Below are 22,973 nucleotides of genomic sequence, written 5' to 3'. Positions count from 1 at the left end.
ATGGCGCTCCACTTACCGGGGAGACGGTAAGCAAAGTTTGAAAGCGGGCGCTTAGCTCAGTTGGGAGAGCATCGCCCTTACAAGGCGAGGGTCACTGGTTCAAGTCCAGTAGCGCCCACCAAATTTCGAAGCAAATTCGTTTTTTGAATACGTTTTCAAACTTAAAAATACCACAAGACTATGTGGGCGCTTAGCTCAGTTGGGAGAGCATCGCCCTTACAAGGCGAGGGTCACTGGTTCAAGTCCAGTAGCGCCCACCACATAGTCGATTTATCTACATCCATTCCAGTCCAATTAAAACACTACGCTTATCCTTATTAAACAATGTGTAATTGTGCGCATAAATAGCAGTATCGATTCATCTTGGTCTATAGTTATTCAAGATACTTATATAATTATTTTGAAATGACGATTTCTCACAAAACCCTGTTCCCTTTTTTATCTCCAAAAATACTCCTCTCACTGGTGATGCTAATCTTCAGTTTCGAAGTGATGGCCTCTGGCAACGTTGGTTTCAGTGGCATGGCCTATATGGGAAACAACCAATACCTTGTTGTTGTTGATACTAAAAATCACAAGCCGGGCACAAGGCTGGGAACACTGCAAATAAAAAAAGGGCAATCTCCCAAGTTCTCTCCTGTCGATATCAAAGATTGGGGTCATCCACAGGGTGCCGCCAGTGATCTGGAATCTGCCTGTAAGATACCCGACTCCGAAAATCAGTATTTAGTATCTGAGTCAGGGACCTGGAAGGGTAAATTTGGCCGAATATTTTGGCTGGAAATCGTCGGACACAAGGCAACCGTTAAACACGTTTTTAAGCTGCCCATTTTAATGGGTAGTGATGAAACCACCCAAGGTAGCAATTACGAAGGCATGCTGTGCGTGAAAAACGCTAACCAACTTCACATTTTAATAGGTGAACGCGGTGGCACCGCTACAATCCCTGATGGCTACCTGCTACAAGGTATGCTCAACCTGGCCACGAACCAGCTCATCTGGTTACCCGAATCAGAGTTCAAACACGTTGCCAATGGCAGAACGCTATTAAGTGATAGTATGCCCGGTCACAGCATTTCAGACCTATATCTGGAGAATAACATCATCTGGGCCTCTGCTACTCAAGATGACAGTGACATGGGCCCTTTTAATTCCGTTATTTATGCGCTGGGAAAACTCGAATTTGAACAAGGCAAACTCATCGTTAGCGATGCAAAGCAGCAACACTGGAATGTGGCAGGGTTAAAAATTGAAGCCTTAGCTCAAGCACCCGAGTCTTTCCCCAAAGCCAGACTAAGCTATGGTTCAGAAGATGAGGACCTTGGGGGAGTTTGGCGACTGTTAAGCCATTAGAATCGTCAAACTCCCTACTCTCGAATCGAGTCCAGGCAACTCACAAAAGACTAGCAATTATTTGTTGTTAGTTCGTTTGAAAAATATTTATATTGGTGTGTAAGTCTATCAATCGTTTCGCAATATTTTCATTGGCAGCAGTTGTTTGACGGGCGCCGAGGGCCGTTTCTTCTGCAATCTGCGTAATGTTCATCAAAGTTTGATTCACTTCTTGTGCAACCTGGGCTTGCTGCTCGGAAGCTGCCGCGACCTGGGTGTTCAAATCTGAAATCTGGTTCACAGCATTTGCGGCATCTTCAAAAGCCTTTGCCGTTTGCTCCCCTTTTTCCAGGCAGATTTCGGTACTACCTTTACCTTTGGCCATACTTTCAACTGCATTAGCGGATTCCGCTTGTAGCCTCTGAACTAATTCCTGAATGTTTACCGTTGACTCTCTTGTTCGCTGCGCCAGTGAGCGTACTTCATCTGCCACCACCGCAAACCCGCGACCACTCTCGCCTGCTCTGGCAGCTTCAATGGCAGCATTTAACGCCAATAAGTTAGTCTGTTCAGCGATGCTTTGAATGGTATCCGTTACTAAACCTATATTATCGGTTTCGGCCACCAGACTTGCGATAACATCTGATGCATCCTGAACCTGATGTGCCAGCTGTTCGATAATCACCTGTGTATCTTTCGCGGTTTGCTGGCCGGACTTTACTTTCTCTCGTACCGTTTCAGCCACTTCACTGGCTTCATTTGTACTCCTGGCAACTTCTTGTGTATTGGCGCTCATTTCTTCAACGGCAGTAGCCACCATCTCGGTTTCTCGATGCTGTGTCTCAACATTGGCCTGTGTCTTTTCCATAACACGTAGCCCTTCTTCCGCTGAACGGCCCAACTCGTCAGCCTGTATCGCGACACCTTTGATAACTTTGTTTAACAACTCCATAAATCGGTTGAATGCGCGCGCAACATCGCCGGTTTCATCTCTGGCACTCTCATCCAGGCGAAGTCGTAAATCGCCATCGCCCTCAGATACTTCTCTGATACGGGCCAAAAGGTTATTTACCGGAACAACAATTGAGCGGCTTATAACAAAAGGCAAAGTCATGGAGACTATTGTTCCAACAATAAAAATACCAATGATAAATTTAATGGCGAATTGCTCGTCGGCTTCAGCTTGCAATGCTGAGTCTTGAGTAAAGCTCTGTATTTCATCTAACAAAGCAATAACTTCGTTATCTATCTTGTCAGCGCTTTGTTCTACTATTTTTGCCTGGCTAATCATTTCGTCCATGCGACCAGATTGAGCCAGTTGGATTACTTTTTGAGATTCTGCTTTTAGCATTGCAAAATCCGTCTTAGCCTGATTGAGCATAGTGAGAACTTTTCGATATTTTATTATCGCTTGCTCAGAATGCAGTAATTTGAGTGCATTTTCAGTAAAGGTTGCAGCCTCTGCCAACTTGCTTTCTGTTTTGGACTGGTACTCTTCTACTTTTTTAATGTTTTTTTGCAGCTCTGCTTCTGCGCCTGCATAACCTTGATTAGTCAATGCAGCTTTGAAAAAAACTCTCTCCAGGTATATTGCCTGCTCCAATTGGTATTCAGTGGCGTGAGTGATCAATCGTGTCAGCGGAATGTCTTCTTCTGCTATCTCCATGATTTCCGAGCCCAATTTGGCCATTTGAAATATGGAAACAACACCTATTAAGAGGATTATCGAGAGTTGGACTATTCCCTGTAGATATACCTTTTGCGATATTTTTAAAAGTTTCAGCATCAACATTGCCCCTGGTTAGATATCTTGCAAGGTTAGCTTCTCTTCCAGGGCAACCTTTCGAAAGTAATTCAACATTTTTAACGCAAACCCATCATTTGCCTGTGCGATTTTTTCCTCATCAGAACACTCCAGAAATTGGGAAAAGCCCTCAATTTTGGCTAATTCTTGTGGCGACATATGCTGGTTATCAATAAAGCGAAATCCCATGTGCCAATCTGAAAAGCTACGTGAAGTAATGTTTTTGATACCCAATACGTTGACGCGCTTATGCATTTCATCACGCTTTATTTTTGCGAAAAGATTTTTGACGGCAGATTCTTCACCTTCTAGGGCTTGAATAAATGTCCCTATGCCATCGTACAGAAGCAGTCCTGAGATTTTTTCACTGGCGTTGTGAGCTCTGGCCTTTCTCAGCAAACTCAATAGAGTTTCATCCGAATAACGATCATTCGCACTACTCACATAACAAAGTTCGATCATATTCATAGGTATTGAAAACTGCCTGCCTGTGTGTGCCTGAAAACGCAATTTTCTTTTCTTGCGTGATAAAAAAGCTAGCACTGAGATTAATAGTGCGCAATTAGTAATAGCGCTTTCTAGACTAAAGTCTAATGACAAGCTCAATAGGGATTTGAACGGCATAACCGAGACATAGAACTTTAGTCTAAATTTGCTTGTAGCGGTTTGAATAAAGCGTTTTTCTTTGCCCGTCTGTAAAAGAGAACAGCAATTTGAAGACGCAAAGTTGAAACTCAAAGTCAGGATTATTAAAGCAGTTGCCATAACTCTGCTGTCCTTTTTAGCATCCTCAGCGTTTGCAGCTGGAGACGCCAAGCATTACCCCGGTATTTTCCTCGGGGGCACTAACTTTGACGGGGAGACTGATTTTACCTTTGGCATTGAGTATGAATATAAATTTAGCAAACAATTCGGATTTGGCGCGGTCTGGGAGCGAACAATAGAAGGACATGATGGCGACGGAGTAAATGTATTAGTAGGTTCAATATTTTACCATCCATCCGACGAATGGCGTTTCGGAGTGGGCTTCGGAGAAGAACAAATTCGGGGCTACAAGCCAAAAGACAAAGATCTTTGGAGAATTAGTGCAACTTACGAATACGCCATGGATAATATCATTATCGCACCGACTTTAGCGCTCGACTTTATTGATAGCGATACTGCAACCGTATTTGGCGTGGCTATTTTGGTACCTCTATAGAAACCCCCTTTGCCTAAGACAGGGCTTTCCGGGTCCTATTTCACTTCAAAGAGCATTAAACACTAATCAATTTTGCATAACATACGTATGCAGCACGGTGCATCATAATGCAAAAGCCGATATAACTACTTTACTCGCTTTTTCTAAAAGTACCGCTTTGAACAATACTAACTATATCCCCCATATTCACGCCTTTCGTGGACTAGCTATTATCGCCATAGTGGCAGCGCATGCCTGGTCTTTTCCCATCTTCTGGACTGGTACATTGGACTCTGCAGAATTAACCGCGCTATTCCACATCATGGAAACCCTGTTTCATGGCTCAACACTGTATTTTGCTATTATTTCTGGAGTATTGTTCAGCCGGGTGCTGGCAAACAAAACCTGGCACGCTTTCTATAAAGGTAAACTGTTAAATGTCTTATTACCCTATATTGTATTGACCTTGCTGATCACCCTTCTCAACTGGCAGTTTTTTCCGGTCAATAAACCTGAAGACTGGCCACTGCTGGCGCAATTTACCTTGAACTTCCTGTCGAACCTTTATTACGGGCAGGCCATGATTCACTTTTGGTATATCCCGGTATTGTTGGTACTTTTTGCTGCTACGCCATTGTTGTGGCGAATTCAGAAAAAGTATCTCTGGATGTCTGTGGTTATTGCGTTACTGCCATTGTTCATTTCTCGCAGCCCTTTCCCGGATTTTCTCAAAATTCAATCCTTCGTGTACTTTTTGGGTGCGTATCAACTGGGAATGCTAATGGGCGAGTATTATAGTGATGTGCAAAGATGGGCGGCTCGTTATCTGGCACACATAACTGTCATTACGCTGTTTTGTAGTCTGCTTATCCATTTGCTATTTCATTGGCAGTATCAGGCACAGGGCTTTTACTCCCTCATCCAAACCGCGATTTACCTGCAAAAAACCGGATTTTTTCTGCTGCTAACGCATTATCTGGCAAAAAAGAAAACGTCGCTGCCTTCATGGTTAATGACGCTCGCCACCTACTCCTTCTCCATATACTTTTTGCATGTATTGGTGATGTGGCCATACATACTTTCTTTATCAACCGTTCTCACAGAATATCGCAGTACCTGGGTTATCTTTTCACTTGGTTTGCTAAACTTGTTTCTAGCGGTATTGGTAAGTGTTTTAGTAGCTTCTTTAGTTAAGCGCTTTACAGGAAAATACTCTCGCATGTTGATTGGCAGTTGAGACAAAAAGCTGAATTCGCCGTTCTATGCTATAAATGCATTTCATAAACTGCTTTTTATTCATCCTATTGAGACACGCGATGGAATTCGAATACTTTACTTCAATAATGACACCCGGGATCGCGCTATTGATTCTTTCTACAACCATGCGTTTGGGTAATGTGCGTATGGCACTGACCGAGTTAGCTAAAACACCAGGTGTGGATATGGAGAATCTGGAGAGCTACACCTTATTCAGCAACAGAGCCCGCTTTCTTTGCCGAGGCTTAAGGATGCTCAATATATCCATGTTGATATTAATTCCGGGCGCACTCGGAAAACTTATCTTCGATAATAACGTGCCAGAAATATCATTTGTGATCCTTATTGCCGACGTCATTTTCTTCATGTTCCTGTTTTTGGCCGTCTTTGCCCTATACAAAGAATCTCAACTAACGGGAAAATCCATCATCGCACACACCAGCGATATTAAAAACGCGTTCAGCAAATAGCCATGTGCTTTATTTTTAGTGACAAAACTCTGCATCTTGAACTAATCTAGAGTAAGTGCCTGTTATCTTTAAGTCACAGACACGAGAATGTAAAAAATAAAGCCTCACTGTAATGACAGATTACAACCGTTTTTAAGGACACTTTATGTTTGGTTTTTTAAAGCAGGAAACTCTTGCCGAAGGAATGGTCGCAATTAATGCAAAAGAACTCGAACAGCTAACTCAAAAAGCTGAAAAACTAGACCAGTTAATGCAGAGCGATGCGGCTCAGACTGCCAAAAAACTGAGCGACAATGCCACACGAGTCAATGATGCTTCAAAACACAGACTCAATGATATTCACAAGAGTTGTGAGATGGTCAGCGACTTTATAGAGCACGCGGCCGTCATTCAGGGAAGAATGGAGTCCACTGAGGCCAATGCTTGTCAAAACTCGCAGATTAGTGAGGAATGTTCCAGCCAACTCGATTCGTTGACTACCAACATTATGACTTCTATGGAGAGCCTCAAGCAGTTTTCTGAAATGCTGGGTAGTCTTGAAGAATCCAGTAAAAAAATCGATCAATTCCTCGCTTCAATTAAAGGTATCGCTGACCAAACCAATTTATTGGCACTAAATGCCGCTATTGAGGCAGCTCGAGCCGGTGAACACGGAAGAGGATTTGCGGTTGTTGCTGATGAAGTGCGCAGCCTGGCCAACACCTCCAGCGAAAGCGCTCAACTAATTGAGCACGAAATGAAAAAGATCATTGATATATCTTCCAACATCATCAGCAAGCAGCAAGAAGTAAATGATGTGATTGAAGGTTGCGCCAAAACCGCTACTGATACGCAAAGTCAGTTACGCATGTTAAGTGATAAAGCTTCACTAAATGTCGACTCAATGCGTGAGACATTATCGGAAATGGAAACACAAATGCGCGATTCGGATGCCATCAAAAATAAGATGAATAGTGTCCTTGAAGATACGCGCTCTGCAATCGAAGGCTCTGGCGAGAACATTAAACTCAGTCAAAGCTTGATGTCGTATTTTAGATAGAGTCCAATTACAGACATAAATATCAATGCCAGTTTGTCGGATAATACATTAGTGACCGATTGACTGGCGTTTTAACATCTACTATTTCCTTTTTAATTCATCTGCTATTAACATTTTGTACAACACAACCTATCAAAATAACAAAACAACAATCAAAATTTGCAAACTTTTAGCATTTAACTCAATACTGTATCAGTAGTAAGCTAAGACCAATTAGATACTCAGCCTACTCGGAGTAAAACCATGGCTATGAATCCACAAGCACCATCGGCAGTGATCATGGTAAGGCCCCACAAGTTCTCCCCTAACCCGCAAACGGTGGCAGACAACAAATTTCAGCAAGTGCATATCGATATCCCGCCCGAGCAAGTAAATCAGGTGGCTGTTCAGCAAGTGACACAAGTGGCTGAACAATTAAAGGCACATGGAATTCGAGTACACCTGTTTGAGGATGAAGGCACCGAGACACCTGATTCTGTATTTCCAAATAATTGGTTTTCTACTCATGCAGGGGGCCATATTGCCATCTATCCTATGTTCGCGCCAAACCGGCGTAAAGAACGTCGGCAAGACATAATTGAAATGCTGAAGTCTGAATACCGGGTGCAAGACGTAGTGGATTACTCTGGCCTGGAATATGACAATATATTCCTTGAAGGCACCGGTGCCATGGTACTGGATCACCTGGAACGAGTGGCCTATGCGGCACAATCTAATCGAACAGACTCTATCGCGCTGGAGCGATTTTGCTCACATTTTAATTTTGAGCCTATGGTGTTTGCTGCATCCGACAGTGCAGGTTCTGCGATTTATCACACCAATGTATTGATGTGCATCGGTACCGAATTTGTCATGGCAGGATTCGATATGATGACGGACGCAGCCAGACGTCAGGAGATAATTGCGCGCTTTGAAGACAGCGGTCGACAGGTTATCTCGTTAAGCGAAATCCAGGTCAACCAGTTTTGCGGTAACGCACTTGAGCTGCAAGGCAATCAAGGTCGGGTACTAGCAATTTCCCAAACCGCTTTTAATGCGCTGTCTCACAAGCAAATCCAACAACTTGAACAAAGCGTGAGTTTACTTCCCTTAGACGTCTCGATGTTAGAGCTAGCAGGCGGCTCCGTACGCTGTATGCTTGCGGGAGTGCATCTATCGAGACGCTAAGATTGAGGCTCAATCACTGATTCGCCGGGTTGAATGTGTTTTAGTTTTGCCAGGAAAGCGGGGACCGAACTATCTCCCTCTTGCGGTGCCCAAGGAGCAAAGCCTTTGTCGTCCATTGCCACATACGGCCCCTGTTTGACTTCAAAAAACGTCGCAGGCTGTTCCAGGGGAATGGCTGCATGCCATACGCCTGAGGGGATCTCCAAGCCTTTGGTCTCCCCTGTTGCACTGAGATGATAGCGATGTGTGCATGTGCCCGAATCATCGAATAGTAAAAACGCGATCTCTCCTGAAATCATCAGGAAGAACTCCCATTTATCTGACTGAACGTGTTTGTGTGGGCGCACGTAAGAGTCAGGATAAAGCGTGATGAACAGGCGCTGTACTGAGGCCTGATAATCCTCATGAATATTACAATTGCTGCGCCTGCGAACGCTGTTTTTCGCGCTGTCGTCAAGATTTGCAAACATCTGATTGTTAAACAGTTTAATGTCCATGTTAGGCTTTTTCTCACAATCTGGTTCTGCTAGATTAGAGTTTCAATCTGGCAATTACAAAAACTATTTAGTGAAAATCCCCAAAACCTCGAAAAACTTTCTATTTGCAGCTATCGCCAGTTTCATTATGGCTGCCATTTTTGGATTTGAAATGGCCGCACCAGATTCAGCTTTTTCTGCCGTTTTGGCGGGACTGATCCTGCTGAGTCTGGCACTGCATCAAATTGAAAAACTGCGAGACAGTGTTTTTACTTTATGGATTTTCGTGGCATTCGCATTGGGACTATTGTTTCCAGAAAGTACTTTACAGTGGGGCAGTTTTGAAGCAAAAAACCTGATAATCCCGCTGCTTATGGTCATTATGTTTGGCATGGGTTGTACCATCAGCCTCGGTGATTTTGCGCGGATAATTGCCATGCCAAAAGCGGTTTTAGTAGGGCTGATTTGTCAATTCACCTTAATGCCATTGGTGGGCTTTCTGTTGGCCTATTTGTCGAACTTACCAGCGGAAATCGCAGCAGGTATTATTCTTGTAGGTTGTTCCCCCAGTGGGCTCGCCTCTAACGTTATGGCTTTTATGGCTAAAGCCAATGTTGCCCTCTCACTGACCTTAACCGCCATAGCCACCTTGATAGCGCCATTTATAACCCCCCTTTTGATGCAACTTTTAGCTGATGAACTGGTAGAGATTGACGCACTCGCCATGTTTTTCAGTATGCTTAAAATTGTTATTTTGCCGGTGGTAGCAGGTTTGCTGGTTAACCGTCTGGTACGCCATAAAGTAGCGATTATCAATCGCATAATGCCACTGGTATCGATGGTGGGAATTGTGGTTATTATTGCCATCATTGTGGCTGCAGGTCAGACGGCGATAATGAATATCGGCATGGTGTTGATACTTATCGTGCTGTTACACAATCTACTGGGTTTCGTATTGGGCTACGGTGCTGCAAAACTCCTCAAGTTGAATGAACAAGACGCCCGAAGTATTGCTTTTGAAGTAGGTATGCAAAATTCTGGACTGGCCTCTGGTATAGCGCTAGCCATGAATAAAATCGCCAGCATGGGACTGGCGCCCGCCTTTTTCAGTCCAGTACAAAATATTACAGGCTCAACATTAGCTACCTTTTGGCGCAATAAGTCCCAAACAAGATAGCCTTATATTTTTGCTCAGGCTGCAGCAACCTGATTTAAATACACATCCTCGCTGATGATATTGCGGTTATCTTGCACAGAGTCTATCCAGGCACGCCCAATCAGGTGATCGTATTCATGTAAAAAGATGCGCGCTAAAAAACCATCAAATCGACGACGTTGCACTTCGCCATCGGTATTTTGAAAGAACACTTCCACCCAGTCAGCTCGTGGAACCTGGCCCCGAATACCGGGGATGCTTAAACAGCCCTCCCAATCCACAATCTCATCTTTCGATTTAGCGATAATACGGGGATTTATCACCACCAACGGCTCCATGTCCGGCGCGTCCGGATAGCGTTTGTTGGGTTTTGAAGCGATGATCATAATTTGTCGGGCACAGAACACTTGCGGTGCAGCAATGCCGACCCCACCAGCGTCATTCATTTTAGTTTGCAAACGAGTCACAAAGTTTTGCAGTGATTCATCAAAATGATGTACGGGCACAGCCGCCTTTCTTAATACCGGCTCGCCGAGTTTTGCTATGTGCAGCGCATCTGGATAGTTTTCAAATTCACTCATTTCATCACTCCAAAACGTTAAGAGAGATTAGGCGCTAACCAGCGCTCTGCTTCTTCAACACTCATGTCCTTGCGCTGAGCGTAATCTTGCAACTGATCTTGCTGTATCTGAGCTACGGCAAAATAGCGAGCATCAGGATGAGAAAAATACCAGCCCGACACCGATGCACCGGGCCACATGGCGTAGCTTTCGGTAAGCTTCATACCGGTATTTTGCTCGGCGTTTAACAAATCCCAAATCACTTGTTTTTCAGTGTGTTCAGGACAGGCGGCATAACCCGGTGCTGGACGAATGCCTTGATATTTTTCACGGATCAAAGCGTCATTGTCCAGTGCCTCATCAGGAGCAAAGCCCCAATGTATTTTTCGCACCTGTTGATGCAGGTACTCAGCAAATGCTTCGGCAAGTCGGTCAGCGATGGCCTGGATCATAATGGCGTTGTAATCATCCCCTGCTTCTTTATAGGCGTTGGCCAGCTGTTCTTCTCCGATACCCGCGGTTACCGCAAATGCGCCAACATAATCCGCTACAGCGGAATCCTTAGGTGCTACAAAATCACTCAAACAATAATTGGGATTATTACCCTTGTCCGTTTGCTGACGTAAGTGACAACTTGTGGCCAACAGTGAATCACGAGATTCATCAGTAAAAATTTGTATATCGTCATCTAGCGAGTTTGCCGGAAATAGCCCATAAACGCCTTTAGCCGTCAAACTGCCAGAAGCCTGTACCTCATCGAGCAAGGCATTAGCGTCACTAAACAATTTTTGTGCTTCTTGCCCCACTACTTCGTCTTGCAATATACGGGGATATTTACCTGCTAATGACCAGGTCATGAAAAATGGCGTCCAGTCGATGTATTCACGCAGTGTAGCAATATCCGCTTGTACGCTTTCAACCCCCAGCTTAACAGGTACTGGCGGCTGATAGTTTTGCCAATCGATGGAGACCTTATTATCCCGAGCTTGCTGCAAAGAGACAGGCTTGGAGCGCGGTTTCTTGCGGGCGTGCTGCTCTCTAACGGTATCGTATTCTTTTTGCAATTGCGCCACATAGTCGGCTTTGTGGGTTGCCGATAATAGCTTCTGGCATACCCCCACCGCTCTTGAAGCGTTGGACACATAGGCCACAGGATGGCTATAGTTTTGTTCAATTTTAACCGCGGTGTGCGCTTTTGAAGTAGTCGCCCCACCTATCAACAGGGGTATATCAAATCCCAGTCGCTCCATCTCTTTGGCGACAAATACCATTTCATCTAATGACGGGGTAATGAGCCCAGACAAGCCAATAATATCGACATTGTGGTTTTTAGCTTCTTGCAAAATAGTGGCACAGGGCACCATCACCCCGAGATCGATGATGTCGTAGTTATTACATTGCAAAACGACGCCCACAATATTTTTGCCGATATCGTGTACATCCCCTTTAACCGTGGCCAACAGGATTTTACCATTGGTGGAGCCTTCTTCTTTTTCGGCCTCAATAAAGGGCTCTAGGTGCGCAACGGCTTTTTTCATAACGCGTGCTGATTTCACCACCTGAGGCAAAAACATCTTACCTTCGCCAAACAAGTCACCTACCACGTTCATGCCGTCCATTAGCGGCCCTTCGATAACGTGTAGCGGCCGCTCGGCATTCAGTCGTGCCTCTTCGGTATCTTCAACGATGTAATCAGTAATACCTTTTACCAGCGCATGTTCGAGTCGCTTGTTCACTGGCTGTTCCCGCCAGCTCAAATCTTCTTTTACCGCTTCTTTACCATCACCATTGTATTTGGGTGCCAGATTAACCAGAGTCTCCGTAGCATCCGGGTGACGATTCAAGATGACATCCTCCACCGCTTCGCGCAGCTCGTCTGGGATCTCGTCATAAACTTCCAATTGTCCGGCGTTAACAATCGCCATGTCCATACCCGCTTTTATGGCGTGATACAAGAACACCGAATGCATTGCTTCGCGCACGGGGTTGTTACCGCGAAAAGAGAAGGAAATATTGGATAGACCGCCCGAAACATGGGCATGGGGCAGATTTTGTTTTATCCGTCTGGTGGCCTCTATAAAATCTACTGCGTAGTTATTGTGCTCTTCAATCCCCGTCGCAACCGCAAAGATATTGGGATCAAAGATAATGTCTTCTGGTGGAAAGCCCACTTTCTCCGTTAACAGCTTGTAGGAGCGCTCACAAATTTCAAATTTGCGCTCCTCGGTATCTGCCTGCCCGACTTCATCGAAGGCCATTACCACCGTAGCGGCGCCATAGCGCTTTATTTTTTTGGCCTGCTCCAGAAATGGTGCTTCGCCTTCTTTCAGACTGATGGAGTTAACAATGGCTTTACCTTGTACACACTTTAAGCCCGTTTCTATGACTGACCATTTTGAGGAGTCGATCATGATAGGCACACGCGCGATATCTGGCTCAGATGCAATCAAGTTGAGGAAGCGCTGCATCGCCGCCTCTGAATCCAACATGGCTTCATCCATGTTGATGTCGATAACCTGTGCCCCGCTCTCTACCTGTTGTCTTGCAACATCCAGTGCGGTTTCGTAATCACCTTCCAGGATTAATCGCTTAAAACGCGCCGATCCCGTGACATTAGTTCGCTCGCCAATGTTGACAAATGTTGATGATGCTTGATTCATATTCTCTGTCTCTCTTCGCGTACGTCTTAATGGATAAAGGGTTCAAGCCCGGACAAACGCATTTTTACGTCGTTATCTGGCAAGTTTCGTGGTGCGATGTCAGCCACGGCTTGTGCAATAGAGCGAATGTGCTCCGGAGAGGAGCCACAACAGCCACCCACAATATTCACCAGACCTGACTGGGCCCACTCCTTGATGTGGGATGCCATCTCAGGCCCTTCCATGTCATATTCACCAAATTCATTGGGTAATCCAGCATTGGGGTGCGCGGAAATATGGCAATCGGCAACATCGGAGATTTCTTTCACGTATTGACGCAATAAATCGGGACCAAGCGCACAATTAAGACCAAACGACACCGGCTGTATGTGTCGCAGTGAATAATAAAACGCCTCGGCGGTTTGTCCTGATAGCGTCCTGCCGGAAGCGTCGGTAATGGTACCTGAGATCATTACCGGCAACTTATAACCCAGCTCCTCAAATACCTCATCCACTGCGAATGCTGCCGCTTTGGCGTTCAGGGTATCAAAGATAGTTTCAATCAAAATAAAATCGGAGCCGCCTTTAATCAGACCATGAGTGGCTTCTTTATAGGCAGTAACCAGCTGGTCGAAACTAATATTGCGATAACCCGGATCGTTCACGTCTGGAGAAATCGAGGCCGTTCTGTTTGTTGGCCCAAGGACACCGGCTACAAATCGAGGTTTATCTGGCGTTTTTGCAGTGTATTCGTCCGCTGCCTGACGAGCTAATCGTGCCGCTTCCACATTGATTTCGGTGACCAGGGATTCCATATTGTAATCCGCCATGGAGATGCTGGTGGCGTTGAAGGTATTAGTTTCCAGAATATCTGCCCCGGCTTCCAGGTACTGTCCGTGAATTTTGCGGATCAGTTCTGGCTGCGTTAACACCAATAGATCATTATTGCCTTTTAGGTCCGAAGGCCAATCTGCAAAGCGCTCACCGCGATAATCCTGTTCTTCCAATTTGTGCCGCTGGATCATGGTCCCCATGGCACCGTCCAGTATTAGAATGCGCTCTTTCAGTAATGTCAGAATTTGTTGCGTTTTATCGCTCATAAGAAACTCATTAATTCGATTATTTGTTTGTAATCAGACGTTGGTCAATTTGCAGGTACAATAAACTTTAATATGTGTCGACAGCTCAAACTCTGCTGCTTATATCGTTTAGATCGTACGGCGTTACCTGATACACATAGTAATTCAACCAATTGGTGTATAACAATGTACCATGACTGCGCCAGCTCATAATCGGTTCAGATTTTGGATTGTCAGGTTCAGCAAAATAATTGACTGGAATTGCAGTTTCAAGACCTGCATTAATATCCCGTTTATATTCGTCGTTTAAAGTGTGCAACTCGTATTCCGGATGGCCGGTGAGAAACACCTGACGTTTGTCTTTTGAGGCCACAATATAAGCACCAGTTTGCTCAGAACTGGCTAACACATCCAATCCGGCTATCGATTCATATTGCTCAACTGGAATATAACCATAACGAGAATGAGGTGCATAAAATCGACCGTCAAAGCCTCGAACCAGCTCGTCCAATGGCTTGTTTACCTGGTGCTCAAAAACACCAAATAACTTGTCTTCCCGCACCTGACGATTAATACCGTGAAAATGATACATCGCCGCATGAGCCGCCCAGCAAAGGTACAGTGTCGACTGCACATGACGTCGAGCCCAATCCATCACTGTAGTGATTTTATGCCAATATGAAATCTCCTCATAAGCCACTAAAGCCACTGGTGCTCCGGTAATAATCAAGCCGTCATAGCGCTTGTGGGCAATATCATCAAAGTTGTGATAAAAGGCGTCCATGTGGGCTTCCGGAGTGTGCTTTGAGACATGGCTATCAATGCGAATCAAATCGACATTGATTTGCAGTGGTGTGTTTGACAACAAACGACACAGCTGCGTTTCGGTTTGAATTTTATTGGGCATGAGATTGAGAATACCCACTTCTAACGGACGAATATCCTGCATGGCAGCACGCTCACTATCCATCACAAAGATATTCTCTTTGTCTAAAACAGCTTGGGCAGGCAATTCAGCGGGAACTCGAATGGGCATTAGATTTATCAACCTCAAATGATACAAAAATAAACGTTCAGGCATTGTGCCTTAAACTGTTTTTTTGTCAACATCTTTACGTCTAAACATCTGGACGTCCAAATGATAATGTCTGAATTTGTCGCATCAATGTCTAATAAGACGTTTTAATTTATTGTATTTTATTGGCAAAGCTGCAGCCCAAGGGAGTTGTTATACAAATGCACCGAATCGGTTTTGTTGCCTACGACGGTATTCAGATGCTTGACTTAGTAGGTCCACTTGAGTCTTTTGCGTTGATAAAACAACAAGATGCCTTCGCTTACGAGACCTGTGTCGTGAGCCCCTCCCGGCAAGTTGTCAGTGAGAGTGGTATTGCCATTCACTGTGACTACCTGCTTGAAGAGGCTCCACGCTTTGATACTTTGGTGATCCCCGGCGGCACTGGCGCTAGAACCCCGGAAATACAGGAATTAATTAAACCCTGGCTTGTGCAGCAGTTTTCCCAAACAGCGCGGATTATCTGTGTTTGCACAGGGGTGTTTTTGGTGGCTGACTTCCCGCAATTAAATGGCATGACAGTCACCACCCATTGGGATTACGCAGAGCAGTTGCAACGACTGTACCCTCAGCTGAAGGTACGTGCTGACAGTTTGTTTGTGCAGAATGACAACTTTTTCTCCTCCGCGGGGGTACTCAGCGGGATAGACCTGGCGTTACATGTTATTGAACTGGATCACGGAGTTCAGGTGGCAGCTTCTGCAGCCCAGTACCTGGTAACCTACCTAAAACGCTCCGGTAATCAGAGTCAGTTTTCCGATCCGCTCAAATTCCAAAGTACTGACAACAATCGGCTCAATAAAGCCTATCAATGGTTGCTGGATAATATAAACAAAACACTCACTGTATCGGATTTTGCTGACAGCCAGGGCCTCAGTGAACGCCACTTCAATCGGCTGGTAAAACAACATCACAATATGAGTGCAAGACATTGGTTGGAGCATATCCGCTTAGAACAAGCGAAAATTTTTCTGAGTCGTTCCAGCAGTAGTATTAAATCTGTGGCATTTCAGGTAGGTTATGCCTCAGCCGACAGTTTCAGGCGCGCATTCAAAAGAAAGTTTGGTATCGAACCAAGCGCGTGGCGACAAAATTTTAGTTAACACAATGAGGGATCTTATGCAGGCTATCATATCGGGTTTGTTTATTTATCCTGTGAAATCACTCGCAGGCGTTAGTTTAAAGGAGAGTATGGTTACGCCAGTGGGACTGGAAGGCGACCGTCAATGGATGATTGTTGATGGCAGCGGCAAGTTTGTCACGCAACGTCAAATCCCGGCGATGGCCACCATACAAACTCAATACAATGAGGGTAAATTGGCATTGAGTCATCCTGAATTTGGTGAAATTAAAGTTGAAGGCACACCTCAATCTACCGCTCAACAGTGGCAGATCTGGAAAGATACCGTATCCGGCTTTGAGGAATCACCTGAAGTGAGCAATTGGCTCACCAAAGTATTGGGGGAGTTTCGCGGTGCAAAGTTACGCCTGGTAAAATTTAACAACGCCTCGGAAAGACCGGTGGGTACTAAATATTTAAGCCAACAAGAATCCAGTTTAAAGCTGGCGGATGCCTGTCCTTTTCTCATCACCTGTGAATCATCATTAGAGGACTTAAACAAGCAGCTACCTGCGCCGATGCCGATGGACCGCTTCAGAGCCAATATCCTGTTATCGGGTACCTCAGCATGGCAAGAGTATCAATGGAAGAGTTTGCGTTCTGAACAACTCAACTTTGCCATGATAGGCGCTTGCCAGCGCTGTCCTATGACCTCAATTGATCAGAAAAAGGGGATTGTGGCTACCCCGGGTCAACCCTTGCAAACCCTGATGGAGAAATACCCGGTAGGTGAAAAAGCCCTGCCCTACTTTGGACAGCACGCACATTTGCCCAACAAAGAAACCGGAAAGTTGGCCATTAATGATGTGCTAACAATCGAAATGAGTGGATGATTATAAGCAGTAGTCGAATCGGGATAGCATAGCGACCAATTCTGTCTCAATAGTTTTGATTGTATCGGCAGAAAGTTGCTCCCTTGCTCTGGCTGGATTTGCATAAATGCCTTGACGGATAATGCCTCTGGATGAATTGCCAGACCAGGGTGTGCCATTCTTAGTGGGATGCACCAGACTTTGCTGAAACCCGATACCAGCAAAGTCTGCCATTGCCCGGACCGTCGCTTCGGTGTTTTCAATCAGGTCTTCATAGCGCAATATAAATAAACTATCGTTTTCCGCAGGCAACAAATCATTGCGCCCTTTTACCCATAAGCAATACTGCTCAACGCTCATAGGATTTTTGCCCACTTTGTTCGACGTATTCACAATGCTGAGATAATGCTCAAAAGGGTTGCGTACACACCATAAAAACTTCACCTTATTCTGGAGCATACGTTCCCAGCTATACATAAATAGCTCGTTATTAGGCGACTTAGACACCAATACAGGCTTATCTTTCAGCAGTGCTTTTTGCCTGCCACGAGCGGTTTCTAACGCATGAAAGCAAGCAAAATAGCGTTGCAAAGGGGTTTGTGCCACCTGAAAAGCTTCATCCAGTGTTGCAGAAAAAGTTTTGAACTCCAGGTTCGAGTAATCACGCAATCCGTAGCCCGTCCCCAGATGTTCGCGATAATCATCCAGCCAGGCAACATCAGCTTGCAGCTGACGAGTATTGTGGTTGTGCAACAACTTCACCAGAGCATCAGGGTTTTGCATATTTTGACAACCAGAGTCCATAAAACGCAGTTCTTCTGGAAAGACACAAAGCTCCGAGTGACTATCAAATAGCGTAAGCGGTAAGGTAGTACCGCACTTGGGCAAACCACAAATCACCAGGTGTTGGTAATGCTCACTCTGCGCCAACACCTTAGACATTTTAGATGCCCCATACAAACCAACGTCTTCATCAATTGCCGCTCTATTCACGACACCATTCCACAAATCAATACAGATTAAGTGAATTTTGCATACAAATTAGCAGAGAATGTGGAGAAGAGCCTGCATTCAGCAGGCTTCATTTTTCTTCATTTAAAGAAAGGGTTCAAACCGTTAAGGTTTAATTAGATTGGCACTGTTGGCAACCCGATACATCAACAATGCAGCGCGTTTCATATTCTGCTCGAAGGTACGCATATCGGCGGTTTCGTGAATGGTGTGTCCGCCATCGCCCATTAGCCCAAGGCCGTCAATAGCCATTTGCACATGACCAGAGGTAAAGGAAATGTCAGCTGCGCCGGCATTTCTGGGGTTTACCGCCTCAACAGCGCCGTACCCGAGTTCCTGGCTGATTTGATTGAACAGCGCCAATAACTTTTTGTTTCCTTCGGTGGGCGCCAGGGGCGGATAACCTTCATCAAAAACCAGTTCCGCAGTGGTATGGGCAAGATTCTGCTGACTGATGGCCAACATCGTCGATTTAGCCAAGGATAGTTGCTCAGGACTCAAGGCTCTCAAATCCCCTTTTACCTGCACGGTCTGCGCGATCACATTGGCTTTGCCAAATGCAGTGGCGTTGGCATCTTCACCAATGTGGCTTTCTGTTCCCCCCACAATCAAACCGGGATTGAAGGTGAGGTTAGGTAAAGAAGCAAGTCGTTCTCGAAAAGTATTTAGTATACGCGCGGCTTCATAGATGGCTCCATCACCATAGCCTTCTCTGAATATTTGCGATGAATGTGCGGGCCGACCTGTTACATTAAGTGTCCAGCTTATTGCTCCGCGTCTGGCAATAACGGCAGTGCGCGGGTCGCTATCTCCATCCTCAAAACCGATTGCAATATCCGCCCATTTTGCTGCATCAATTAATGCGGCTCTGGCGACACTGAGCGGCTTTCCACTTTTTTCTTCATCGCCGGTTAAAATCACTTTAACCTGCATATTTTGCAATGCCCCACTTTCTTTCAAGGCTTTGAGTATGTGCAACATGATGATATTGCCACCTTTCATGTCAGTGATGCCCGGTCCTTTGTGATGAAATTCGTCCACCTCTTGGTACGCTTGAAATTCGCTCTCCTTGGCAAATACCGTATCAAGATGACCAATTAATACGAACTTGACGCCCCGAGTACCAATTTGCGTCGTCAAATGACCTGCTCTGCCAAATTCATCTCCGGGTAACCATTCTGTTTCGATGCCCGCCTCTTTATAGGCCGCCTTTAAATGCTCAGCCACCTGTTTCACACCATCAAAATTCATAGTGCCGCTATTAATAGCAACAGACTCACGTAGCAATTGTCGGGCTTTGGGCTGATAAGACTCAATGAGACTTAGGATCTTAGCTTCGGTATTGGCGTTTGCCAGTGCGATGCTATTGCTAAAGACAAAAAAGAGAGCACAAAAAAAGATGAAATTGAGTTTAGTCACGACAGCCCTTGAAAATAATTGCATTAAACAAAGTCTGACATTTTCACGGCGTAATGCAAAAAATTAATCAATCGGTTATTCCCAGCCCTCTTCGCTGATAGGTATTGGGCGCTTTTTGAAACTGCACCGGAAGGGATTGATACTGGCCACGACTACGCGCTTTATACACAGCAAAGTGTAAATGCGGTAGCGAGGAAAATCCGGTATTGCCGGAATAACCAATTAAATCACCAGCCTGTACCTCATCCCCTGGCGAGACAATCACCCCGTCCTTTTTAAGGTGATAGTATTCTCCTGTGGTGCCATCTTCATGTAATACCACGATAAAATTGGCGTATTTGGCAAAGCGCCGTGACGCACCACCGCGCCAGTGACTTTCCTGAATATCGATTACCACACCTTCTCTTGCGGCATGTACTGGTGTACCAATTGGCATGGCAAAATCCAGCGCATAACGGGAAGCGCCACGATGACTATAGCCACCGCCATAGCCCTGTACCACTCTGTAATCGGCTTCTTTGGCAAAGGGAAGTTGATAGCGATAATTATCATCATGTTGTGCATACATACTGCCCGGTATCCAGTCAAATTCGTAGCTATCCCGGGTTGGCTTACCATTGACAATTCGCTTCAAATGCAGAACGCGGCGCTTCTCTTTTCCTGGAAGAACCGTCGTTATCTCCCAGTACCCTTGCCCGTCATGATCTAAGGATTTCAGATTTTCTGCTTTAACGTACAAGGTAATCGTCACCGGAAACGGCTTTTTATTTTCCACCCAATAGCCAAATTCATCGAGTCTGATTTTTTCCGTGCCGGCGCATACCCAGTTGTCACTGCACCAGGATTTATCTTCTGCATTGGCAGACATAAGCACGAATAAGGCTAAGATTGGCAAGAGATTGAATAGTTTCATACTATCGAATTCACAACCTGATAATGACAAGAACCGTGGATTAACATATTTTATTTCAATGTGGATATTAACAACGTAACGGCCACAGCCACAAAATATTAAATGTAAATAAAAAAACCGCTTCGTTAGAAGCGGTCCAGGAAGAACACCTTAAAGGAACACACATATGGAACTGTCATCGACAGTAACTATATTATCGACCACATCCTGTTTGTTTTTTAGTCATATTTTGAGAGCTGTTTCTCTTTTTGAGTAATTAGCGACTAATTTAAAATGAGGACACCTTATTCGCTTCAGCCTAATTGCTTTTGGTACAAAACATGTTTTCGCAGACCCGTTTCTGCTGGAACCCGAGGATGTTCAAAATCCGGCAAAGCTCGTTGCATGCCTAGCTTTTCCATAACCCCAATAGATGGGGTATTGTTAACGGTTGTGAAGCTGACGATGTTGCGCAAAGCAAGCCTGTGTTTTGCGAACCTTAACGCCTCATTAGCCGCCTCTGTAGCATAGCCTCTGCGCCAATGTTGCCTGGCAATGCGCCAGCCAATCTCTGTTGCGGGTGTGAACCACTCTTCAAAGCATACCCGCATAAGCCCTGTGGCCCCGATAAATTCCCCCGTCTCCTTTAATTCAAGAGCCCACCAACCCCACCCTTGTTGTTCAATAAGGCTTAGGACTTTTTCAAATAACAAAATCGACTCTTGCCCTGACAGGATACCAGGGAAGAATCGCATGACCTCAGGGTCTGCATTCATCGCAATAAACTGGGGCAAATCCTCCGGCTGCCACTGCCTTAAAATAAGTCTTTGGGTTTCTAACATAACTGTCTTCTATTTAGCGATTACGACCGTGTTTTTCGTGAGAAGATACCCAATCAGACGAGGATATGGCCGCCGCCAGCGAGATTTCCCCGGCCATCACCACACCTGCAACGATTTCGGCAAATTTGTAAACCCGGTTTTCGCCATAACAATCCATCATTTGTAAACACTCTTTTTGGGTCCCAAAACCCGTTCCCCCACCATAGGTGGCAACAATGAGAGATGGGATGGTGATAGATAAATAAAGATCACCATCGTCGTCTAATTCAGAGTAAAAAATCGCGGCCGATGATTCTGCGACGTTGGCCACATCTTGTCCCGTGGCAATAAACATAGCAGTGATACCATTGGGCGAATGCAATCCGGTATTGTTCACACCAGACAGAAATGAGCCGATAGATGAAACCCGATGATGGTAATCAAGTTGCAATGGATCTACCCGCATGATCTGCAATAACTGTTCTTTCTTGAGGCGAATTTCCGCCACCACCCGTTTTCCTCGAGTGCGCATAATATTGATCTGAGAGGCTTTTTTGTCCGTTGCGAAATTCGATTCCAGATAAAAGTCGGTGATTTTGTGTTGTTTATAGGAATCCAAAATCCAACCACAAGCCGCAAAAGTTGCCCTGCCCACCATGTTTTGCCCGGCGGCATCACCGGTTTTAAAATTGAATCGCAAGAAGGCAAATTTATTAGATAGAAAGTGATCGATATAGGTTAATTTAGCAATATGTGAAGTAGCCTCAGCCTGCTGTTTTATGGTGGCAATGTTTTCCTCAATCCAATCCACAAAATCTCGCGCGCCACGAGCATCCTGAAAAACAAACACCGGAGCGCGTTGCATAGCATCATCCAGCACAGTGCATTTAACACCGCCACAAGCATTCATCAATTTAATGCCGCGATTATAGGATGCCACCAAGGTACCCTCTGTGGTAGCCATAGGCACAATAAAGTCTCCTTGCGCATGTTCACCGTTAATAGTGATAGGGCCTGCCAGTCCTAGAGGGACCTGAGCCACACCAGTAAAGTTTTCGATGTTGCCCTGCAACTCCTGTGGCTCAAATGAATACTGCTTGATATGCTCAAATTTTTGGCCTGAAAAGGTTTCCATATAACTCTGTCGAGTCTCAGCAGCTTCCCGGCTATAATCATTTTCTTCTATTCGTGGGATACCTGTGTCGGCATCGTTGCCTTTCGATAAGACATCCTCCACTTCCAGTTTAAGCTTACCGAATGGGGCCACTTCAAAGCCGATAACTATATTGTGCTTAACATCTTCAGACAGCCCCTTTATACCCGCCAATTGAAGCTCTATGATACTGCGCAGTGGAAACTCCAGGGGATTATCGCCGTTAAGATTTTGTGCCGATACCAATTGACCGTCGGACATTTCCAGACTGATATCCTGAATGGGAACCGAGCGACCATCGAGTTTTACTTCTTGGATGGTTTTTACTGTGGCATCTTTTAGGCGATTCTTAAGTTTGAAACTAATACCTTCTTTCGATGAAGTTAAACTGCCACGCGTGTATAATTGTTTTAGTAAGATACTGGGTATAAACATATTTTCCCCTGGCAAATAAACAGTATTGTTATAACTTTAGACAACAAGTCAGCATGTTGAACACAATTATTTTACC

The 22,973-nt window shown here is 45.1% G+C and carries 21 protein-coding genes and 2 tRNA genes; 11 read left to right on the top strand and 12 right to left on the bottom strand.

Features of this window, described 5'->3' with window-relative positions:
- The first annotated feature begins 45 nt into the window (after positions 1 to 45).
- The 3 genes from ACXAGP_RS07115 to ACXAGP_RS07105 all read left to right on the top strand — a co-directional run bounded on the left by ACXAGP_RS07115 (position 46) and on the right by ACXAGP_RS07105 (position 1,353).
- Positions 46 to 121, top strand: a tRNA-Val gene (locus tag ACXAGP_RS07115).
- A gap of 63 nt (positions 122 to 184) precedes the next feature.
- A tRNA-Val gene (locus ACXAGP_RS07110) sits at positions 185 to 260 on the top strand.
- 145 nt (positions 261 to 405) lie between these two features.
- Positions 406 to 1,353 (top strand): SdiA-regulated/phytase-like domain-containing protein, encoded by a 948-nt coding sequence (locus ACXAGP_RS07105; RefSeq protein ID WP_475260454.1) that lies wholly within the window; start codon positions 406 to 408, stop codon positions 1,351 to 1,353.
- Between the two features lie 67 nt (positions 1,354 to 1,420).
- Here ACXAGP_RS07105 and ACXAGP_RS07100 read toward each other — a convergent pair whose 3' ends face one another.
- Positions 1,421 to 3,118 carry a methyl-accepting chemotaxis protein gene (locus ACXAGP_RS07100; protein WP_475260453.1) on the bottom strand — a complete coding sequence of 566 codons (1,698 nt, stop codon included), beginning with the start codon at positions 3,116 to 3,118 and terminating at the stop codon, positions 1,421 to 1,423.
- A 15-nt stretch (positions 3,119 to 3,133) separates the two neighbouring features.
- Positions 3,134 to 3,901 carry a BLUF domain-containing protein gene (locus ACXAGP_RS07095; protein ID WP_475260452.1) on the bottom strand — a complete coding sequence of 256 codons (768 nt, stop codon included), beginning with the start codon at positions 3,899 to 3,901 and terminating at the stop codon, positions 3,134 to 3,136.
- Here ACXAGP_RS07095 and ACXAGP_RS07090 point away from each other — a divergent pair.
- From ACXAGP_RS07090 to ctlX, 5 genes are all read left to right on the top strand, one after another.
- Entirely contained in the window at positions 3,864 to 4,337 is a 474-nt protein-coding gene (locus ACXAGP_RS07090) for a hypothetical protein (protein ID WP_475260451.1), read from the top strand. The genes ACXAGP_RS07095 and ACXAGP_RS07090 overlap by 38 nt on opposite strands.
- Positions 4,338 to 4,494: 157 nt before the next feature.
- Complete coding sequence (locus ACXAGP_RS07085) at positions 4,495 to 5,553, top strand: acyltransferase family protein (RefSeq protein ID WP_475260450.1); 1,059 nt, start codon at positions 4,495 to 4,497, stop codon at positions 5,551 to 5,553.
- Positions 5,554 to 5,632: 79 nt separating this feature from the next.
- Positions 5,633 to 6,043, top strand: a complete 411-nt coding sequence (locus ACXAGP_RS07080; RefSeq protein ID WP_475260449.1) for a hypothetical protein — start codon at positions 5,633 to 5,635, stop codon at positions 6,041 to 6,043.
- A 145-nt stretch (positions 6,044 to 6,188) separates the two neighbouring features.
- The gene (locus ACXAGP_RS07075; RefSeq protein WP_475260448.1) at positions 6,189 to 7,082 is read left to right on the top strand and encodes a methyl-accepting chemotaxis protein; all 894 of its coding nucleotides are present in this window, start codon (positions 6,189 to 6,191) and stop codon (positions 7,080 to 7,082) included.
- A gap of 243 nt (positions 7,083 to 7,325) precedes the next feature.
- Positions 7,326 to 8,249, top strand: a complete 924-nt coding sequence (ctlX, locus tag ACXAGP_RS07070) for a citrulline utilization hydrolase CtlX (RefSeq protein ID WP_475260447.1) — start codon at positions 7,326 to 7,328, stop codon at positions 8,247 to 8,249.
- Here ctlX and ACXAGP_RS07065 read toward each other — a convergent pair.
- Positions 8,246 to 8,746, bottom strand: coding sequence for a WbuC family cupin fold metalloprotein (locus ACXAGP_RS07065; RefSeq protein ID WP_475260446.1), 501 nt, complete (start codon positions 8,744 to 8,746; stop codon positions 8,246 to 8,248). The two genes, ctlX and ACXAGP_RS07065, sit on opposite strands and share 4 nt — an antisense overlap.
- On the opposite strand from ACXAGP_RS07065, the gene ACXAGP_RS07060 reads away from it, so the two are divergent.
- Positions 8,739 to 9,902: a bile acid:sodium symporter family protein gene (locus tag ACXAGP_RS07060; RefSeq protein WP_475260444.1), complete on the top strand. Its 1,164-nt coding sequence runs from the start codon at positions 8,739 to 8,741 to the stop codon at positions 9,900 to 9,902. The two genes, ACXAGP_RS07065 and ACXAGP_RS07060, sit on opposite strands and share 8 nt — an antisense overlap.
- A gap of 14 nt (positions 9,903 to 9,916) precedes the next feature.
- On the opposite strand, the gene def is transcribed toward ACXAGP_RS07060, so the two are convergent.
- The 4 genes from def to ACXAGP_RS07040 all read right to left on the bottom strand — a co-directional run bounded on the left by def (position 9,917) and on the right by ACXAGP_RS07040 (position 15,195).
- Positions 9,917 to 10,462 (bottom strand): peptide deformylase, encoded by a 546-nt coding sequence (gene def, locus ACXAGP_RS07055; protein WP_475260442.1) that lies wholly within the window; start codon positions 10,460 to 10,462, stop codon positions 9,917 to 9,919.
- A gap of 17 nt (positions 10,463 to 10,479) precedes the next feature.
- Positions 10,480 to 13,101 (bottom strand): methionine synthase, encoded by a 2,622-nt coding sequence (gene metH, locus ACXAGP_RS07050; protein WP_475260441.1) that lies wholly within the window; start codon positions 13,099 to 13,101, stop codon positions 10,480 to 10,482.
- Positions 13,102 to 13,127: 26 nt separating this feature from the next.
- On the bottom strand, positions 13,128 to 14,180 hold the full coding sequence (locus ACXAGP_RS07045) for a homocysteine S-methyltransferase family protein (protein WP_475260439.1): 1,053 nt from the start codon (positions 14,178 to 14,180) through the stop codon (positions 13,128 to 13,130).
- An 85-nt stretch (positions 14,181 to 14,265) separates the two neighbouring features.
- Entirely contained in the window at positions 14,266 to 15,195 is a 930-nt protein-coding gene (locus ACXAGP_RS07040) for a homoserine O-succinyltransferase (RefSeq protein ID WP_475260437.1), read from the bottom strand.
- 200 nt (positions 15,196 to 15,395) lie between these two features.
- Between ACXAGP_RS07040 and ACXAGP_RS07035 the strand changes: the two genes are divergently transcribed.
- Together ACXAGP_RS07035 and ACXAGP_RS07030 are read left to right on the top strand one after the other, a co-directional pair.
- Positions 15,396 to 16,337 (top strand): GlxA family transcriptional regulator, encoded by a 942-nt coding sequence (locus ACXAGP_RS07035; protein WP_475260435.1) that lies wholly within the window; start codon positions 15,396 to 15,398, stop codon positions 16,335 to 16,337.
- A gap of 16 nt (positions 16,338 to 16,353) precedes the next feature.
- Complete coding sequence (locus ACXAGP_RS07030; protein WP_475260434.1) at positions 16,354 to 17,187, top strand: MOSC domain-containing protein; 834 nt, start codon at positions 16,354 to 16,356, stop codon at positions 17,185 to 17,187.
- Here the strand turns inward: ACXAGP_RS07030 and ACXAGP_RS07025 are convergent, their stop codons facing one another.
- The 5 genes from ACXAGP_RS07025 to ACXAGP_RS07005 all read right to left on the bottom strand — a co-directional run bounded on the left by ACXAGP_RS07025 (position 17,188) and on the right by ACXAGP_RS07005 (position 22,897).
- Positions 17,188 to 18,159 (bottom strand): sulfotransferase, encoded by a 972-nt coding sequence (locus ACXAGP_RS07025; protein WP_475260433.1) that lies wholly within the window; start codon positions 18,157 to 18,159, stop codon positions 17,188 to 17,190.
- 123 nt (positions 18,160 to 18,282) lie between these two features.
- The gene (locus tag ACXAGP_RS07020; protein ID WP_475260432.1) at positions 18,283 to 19,620 is read right to left on the bottom strand and encodes a M20/M25/M40 family metallo-hydrolase; all 1,338 of its coding nucleotides are present in this window, start codon (positions 19,618 to 19,620) and stop codon (positions 18,283 to 18,285) included.
- A 43-nt stretch (positions 19,621 to 19,663) separates the two neighbouring features.
- The gene (locus ACXAGP_RS07015; protein WP_475260430.1) at positions 19,664 to 20,509 is read right to left on the bottom strand and encodes a M23 family metallopeptidase; all 846 of its coding nucleotides are present in this window, start codon (positions 20,507 to 20,509) and stop codon (positions 19,664 to 19,666) included.
- 293 nt (positions 20,510 to 20,802) lie between these two features.
- Positions 20,803 to 21,330 carry a GNAT family N-acetyltransferase gene (locus tag ACXAGP_RS07010; protein ID WP_475260428.1) on the bottom strand — a complete coding sequence of 176 codons (528 nt, stop codon included), beginning with the start codon at positions 21,328 to 21,330 and terminating at the stop codon, positions 20,803 to 20,805.
- Positions 21,331 to 21,343: 13 nt separating this feature from the next.
- Positions 21,344 to 22,897 carry a hydroxymethylglutaryl-CoA reductase gene (locus ACXAGP_RS07005; protein WP_475260427.1) on the bottom strand — a complete coding sequence of 518 codons (1,554 nt, stop codon included), beginning with the start codon at positions 22,895 to 22,897 and terminating at the stop codon, positions 21,344 to 21,346.
- Positions 22,898 to 22,973: the final 76 nt, after the last annotated feature.

This window comes from Planctobacterium sp. AWM4_229 (assembly GCF_056160305.1).
This window is presented reverse-complemented; position numbering and strand designations above follow the sequence as displayed.

Excerpts from the sequence above, each read along its gene's own strand:
- ACXAGP_RS07105 (WP_475260454.1), top strand. The coding sequence starts at position 406 with ATGACGATTTCTCACAAAACCCTGTTCCCTTTTTTATCTCCAAAAATA.
- ACXAGP_RS07100 (WP_475260453.1), bottom strand. The coding sequence starts at position 3,118 with ATGCTGAAACTTTTAAAAATATCGCAAAAGGTATATCTACAGGGAATA.
- ACXAGP_RS07095 (WP_475260452.1), bottom strand. The coding sequence starts at position 3,901 with ATGGCAACTGCTTTAATAATCCTGACTTTGAGTTTCAACTTTGCGTCT.
- ACXAGP_RS07080 (WP_475260449.1), top strand. The coding sequence starts at position 5,633 with ATGGAATTCGAATACTTTACTTCAATAATGACACCCGGGATCGCGCTA.
- ACXAGP_RS07075 (WP_475260448.1), top strand. The coding sequence starts at position 6,189 with ATGTTTGGTTTTTTAAAGCAGGAAACTCTTGCCGAAGGAATGGTCGCA.
- ctlX (WP_475260447.1), top strand. The coding sequence starts at position 7,326 with ATGGCTATGAATCCACAAGCACCATCGGCAGTGATCATGGTAAGGCCC.
- ACXAGP_RS07060 (WP_475260444.1), top strand. The coding sequence starts at position 8,739 with ATGTCCATGTTAGGCTTTTTCTCACAATCTGGTTCTGCTAGATTAGAG.
- ACXAGP_RS07065 (WP_475260446.1), bottom strand. The coding sequence starts at position 8,746 with ATGGACATTAAACTGTTTAACAATCAGATGTTTGCAAATCTTGACGAC.
- def (WP_475260442.1), bottom strand. The coding sequence starts at position 10,462 with ATGAGTGAATTTGAAAACTATCCAGATGCGCTGCACATAGCAAAACTC.
- metH (WP_475260441.1), bottom strand. The coding sequence starts at position 13,101 with ATGAATCAAGCATCATCAACATTTGTCAACATTGGCGAGCGAACTAAT.
- ACXAGP_RS07045 (WP_475260439.1), bottom strand. The coding sequence starts at position 14,180 with ATGAGCGATAAAACGCAACAAATTCTGACATTACTGAAAGAGCGCATT.
- ACXAGP_RS07040 (WP_475260437.1), bottom strand. The coding sequence starts at position 15,195 with ATGCCCATTCGAGTTCCCGCTGAATTGCCTGCCCAAGCTGTTTTAGAC.
- ACXAGP_RS07035 (WP_475260435.1), top strand. The coding sequence starts at position 15,396 with ATGCACCGAATCGGTTTTGTTGCCTACGACGGTATTCAGATGCTTGAC.
- ACXAGP_RS07030 (WP_475260434.1), top strand. The coding sequence starts at position 16,354 with ATGCAGGCTATCATATCGGGTTTGTTTATTTATCCTGTGAAATCACTC.
- ACXAGP_RS07020 (WP_475260432.1), bottom strand. The coding sequence starts at position 19,620 with ATGCAATTATTTTCAAGGGCTGTCGTGACTAAACTCAATTTCATCTTT.
- ACXAGP_RS07015 (WP_475260430.1), bottom strand. The coding sequence starts at position 20,509 with ATGAAACTATTCAATCTCTTGCCAATCTTAGCCTTATTCGTGCTTATG.
- ACXAGP_RS07010 (WP_475260428.1), bottom strand. The coding sequence starts at position 21,330 with ATGTTAGAAACCCAAAGACTTATTTTAAGGCAGTGGCAGCCGGAGGAT.
- ACXAGP_RS07005 (WP_475260427.1), bottom strand. The coding sequence starts at position 22,897 with ATGTTTATACCCAGTATCTTACTAAAACAATTATACACGCGTGGCAGT.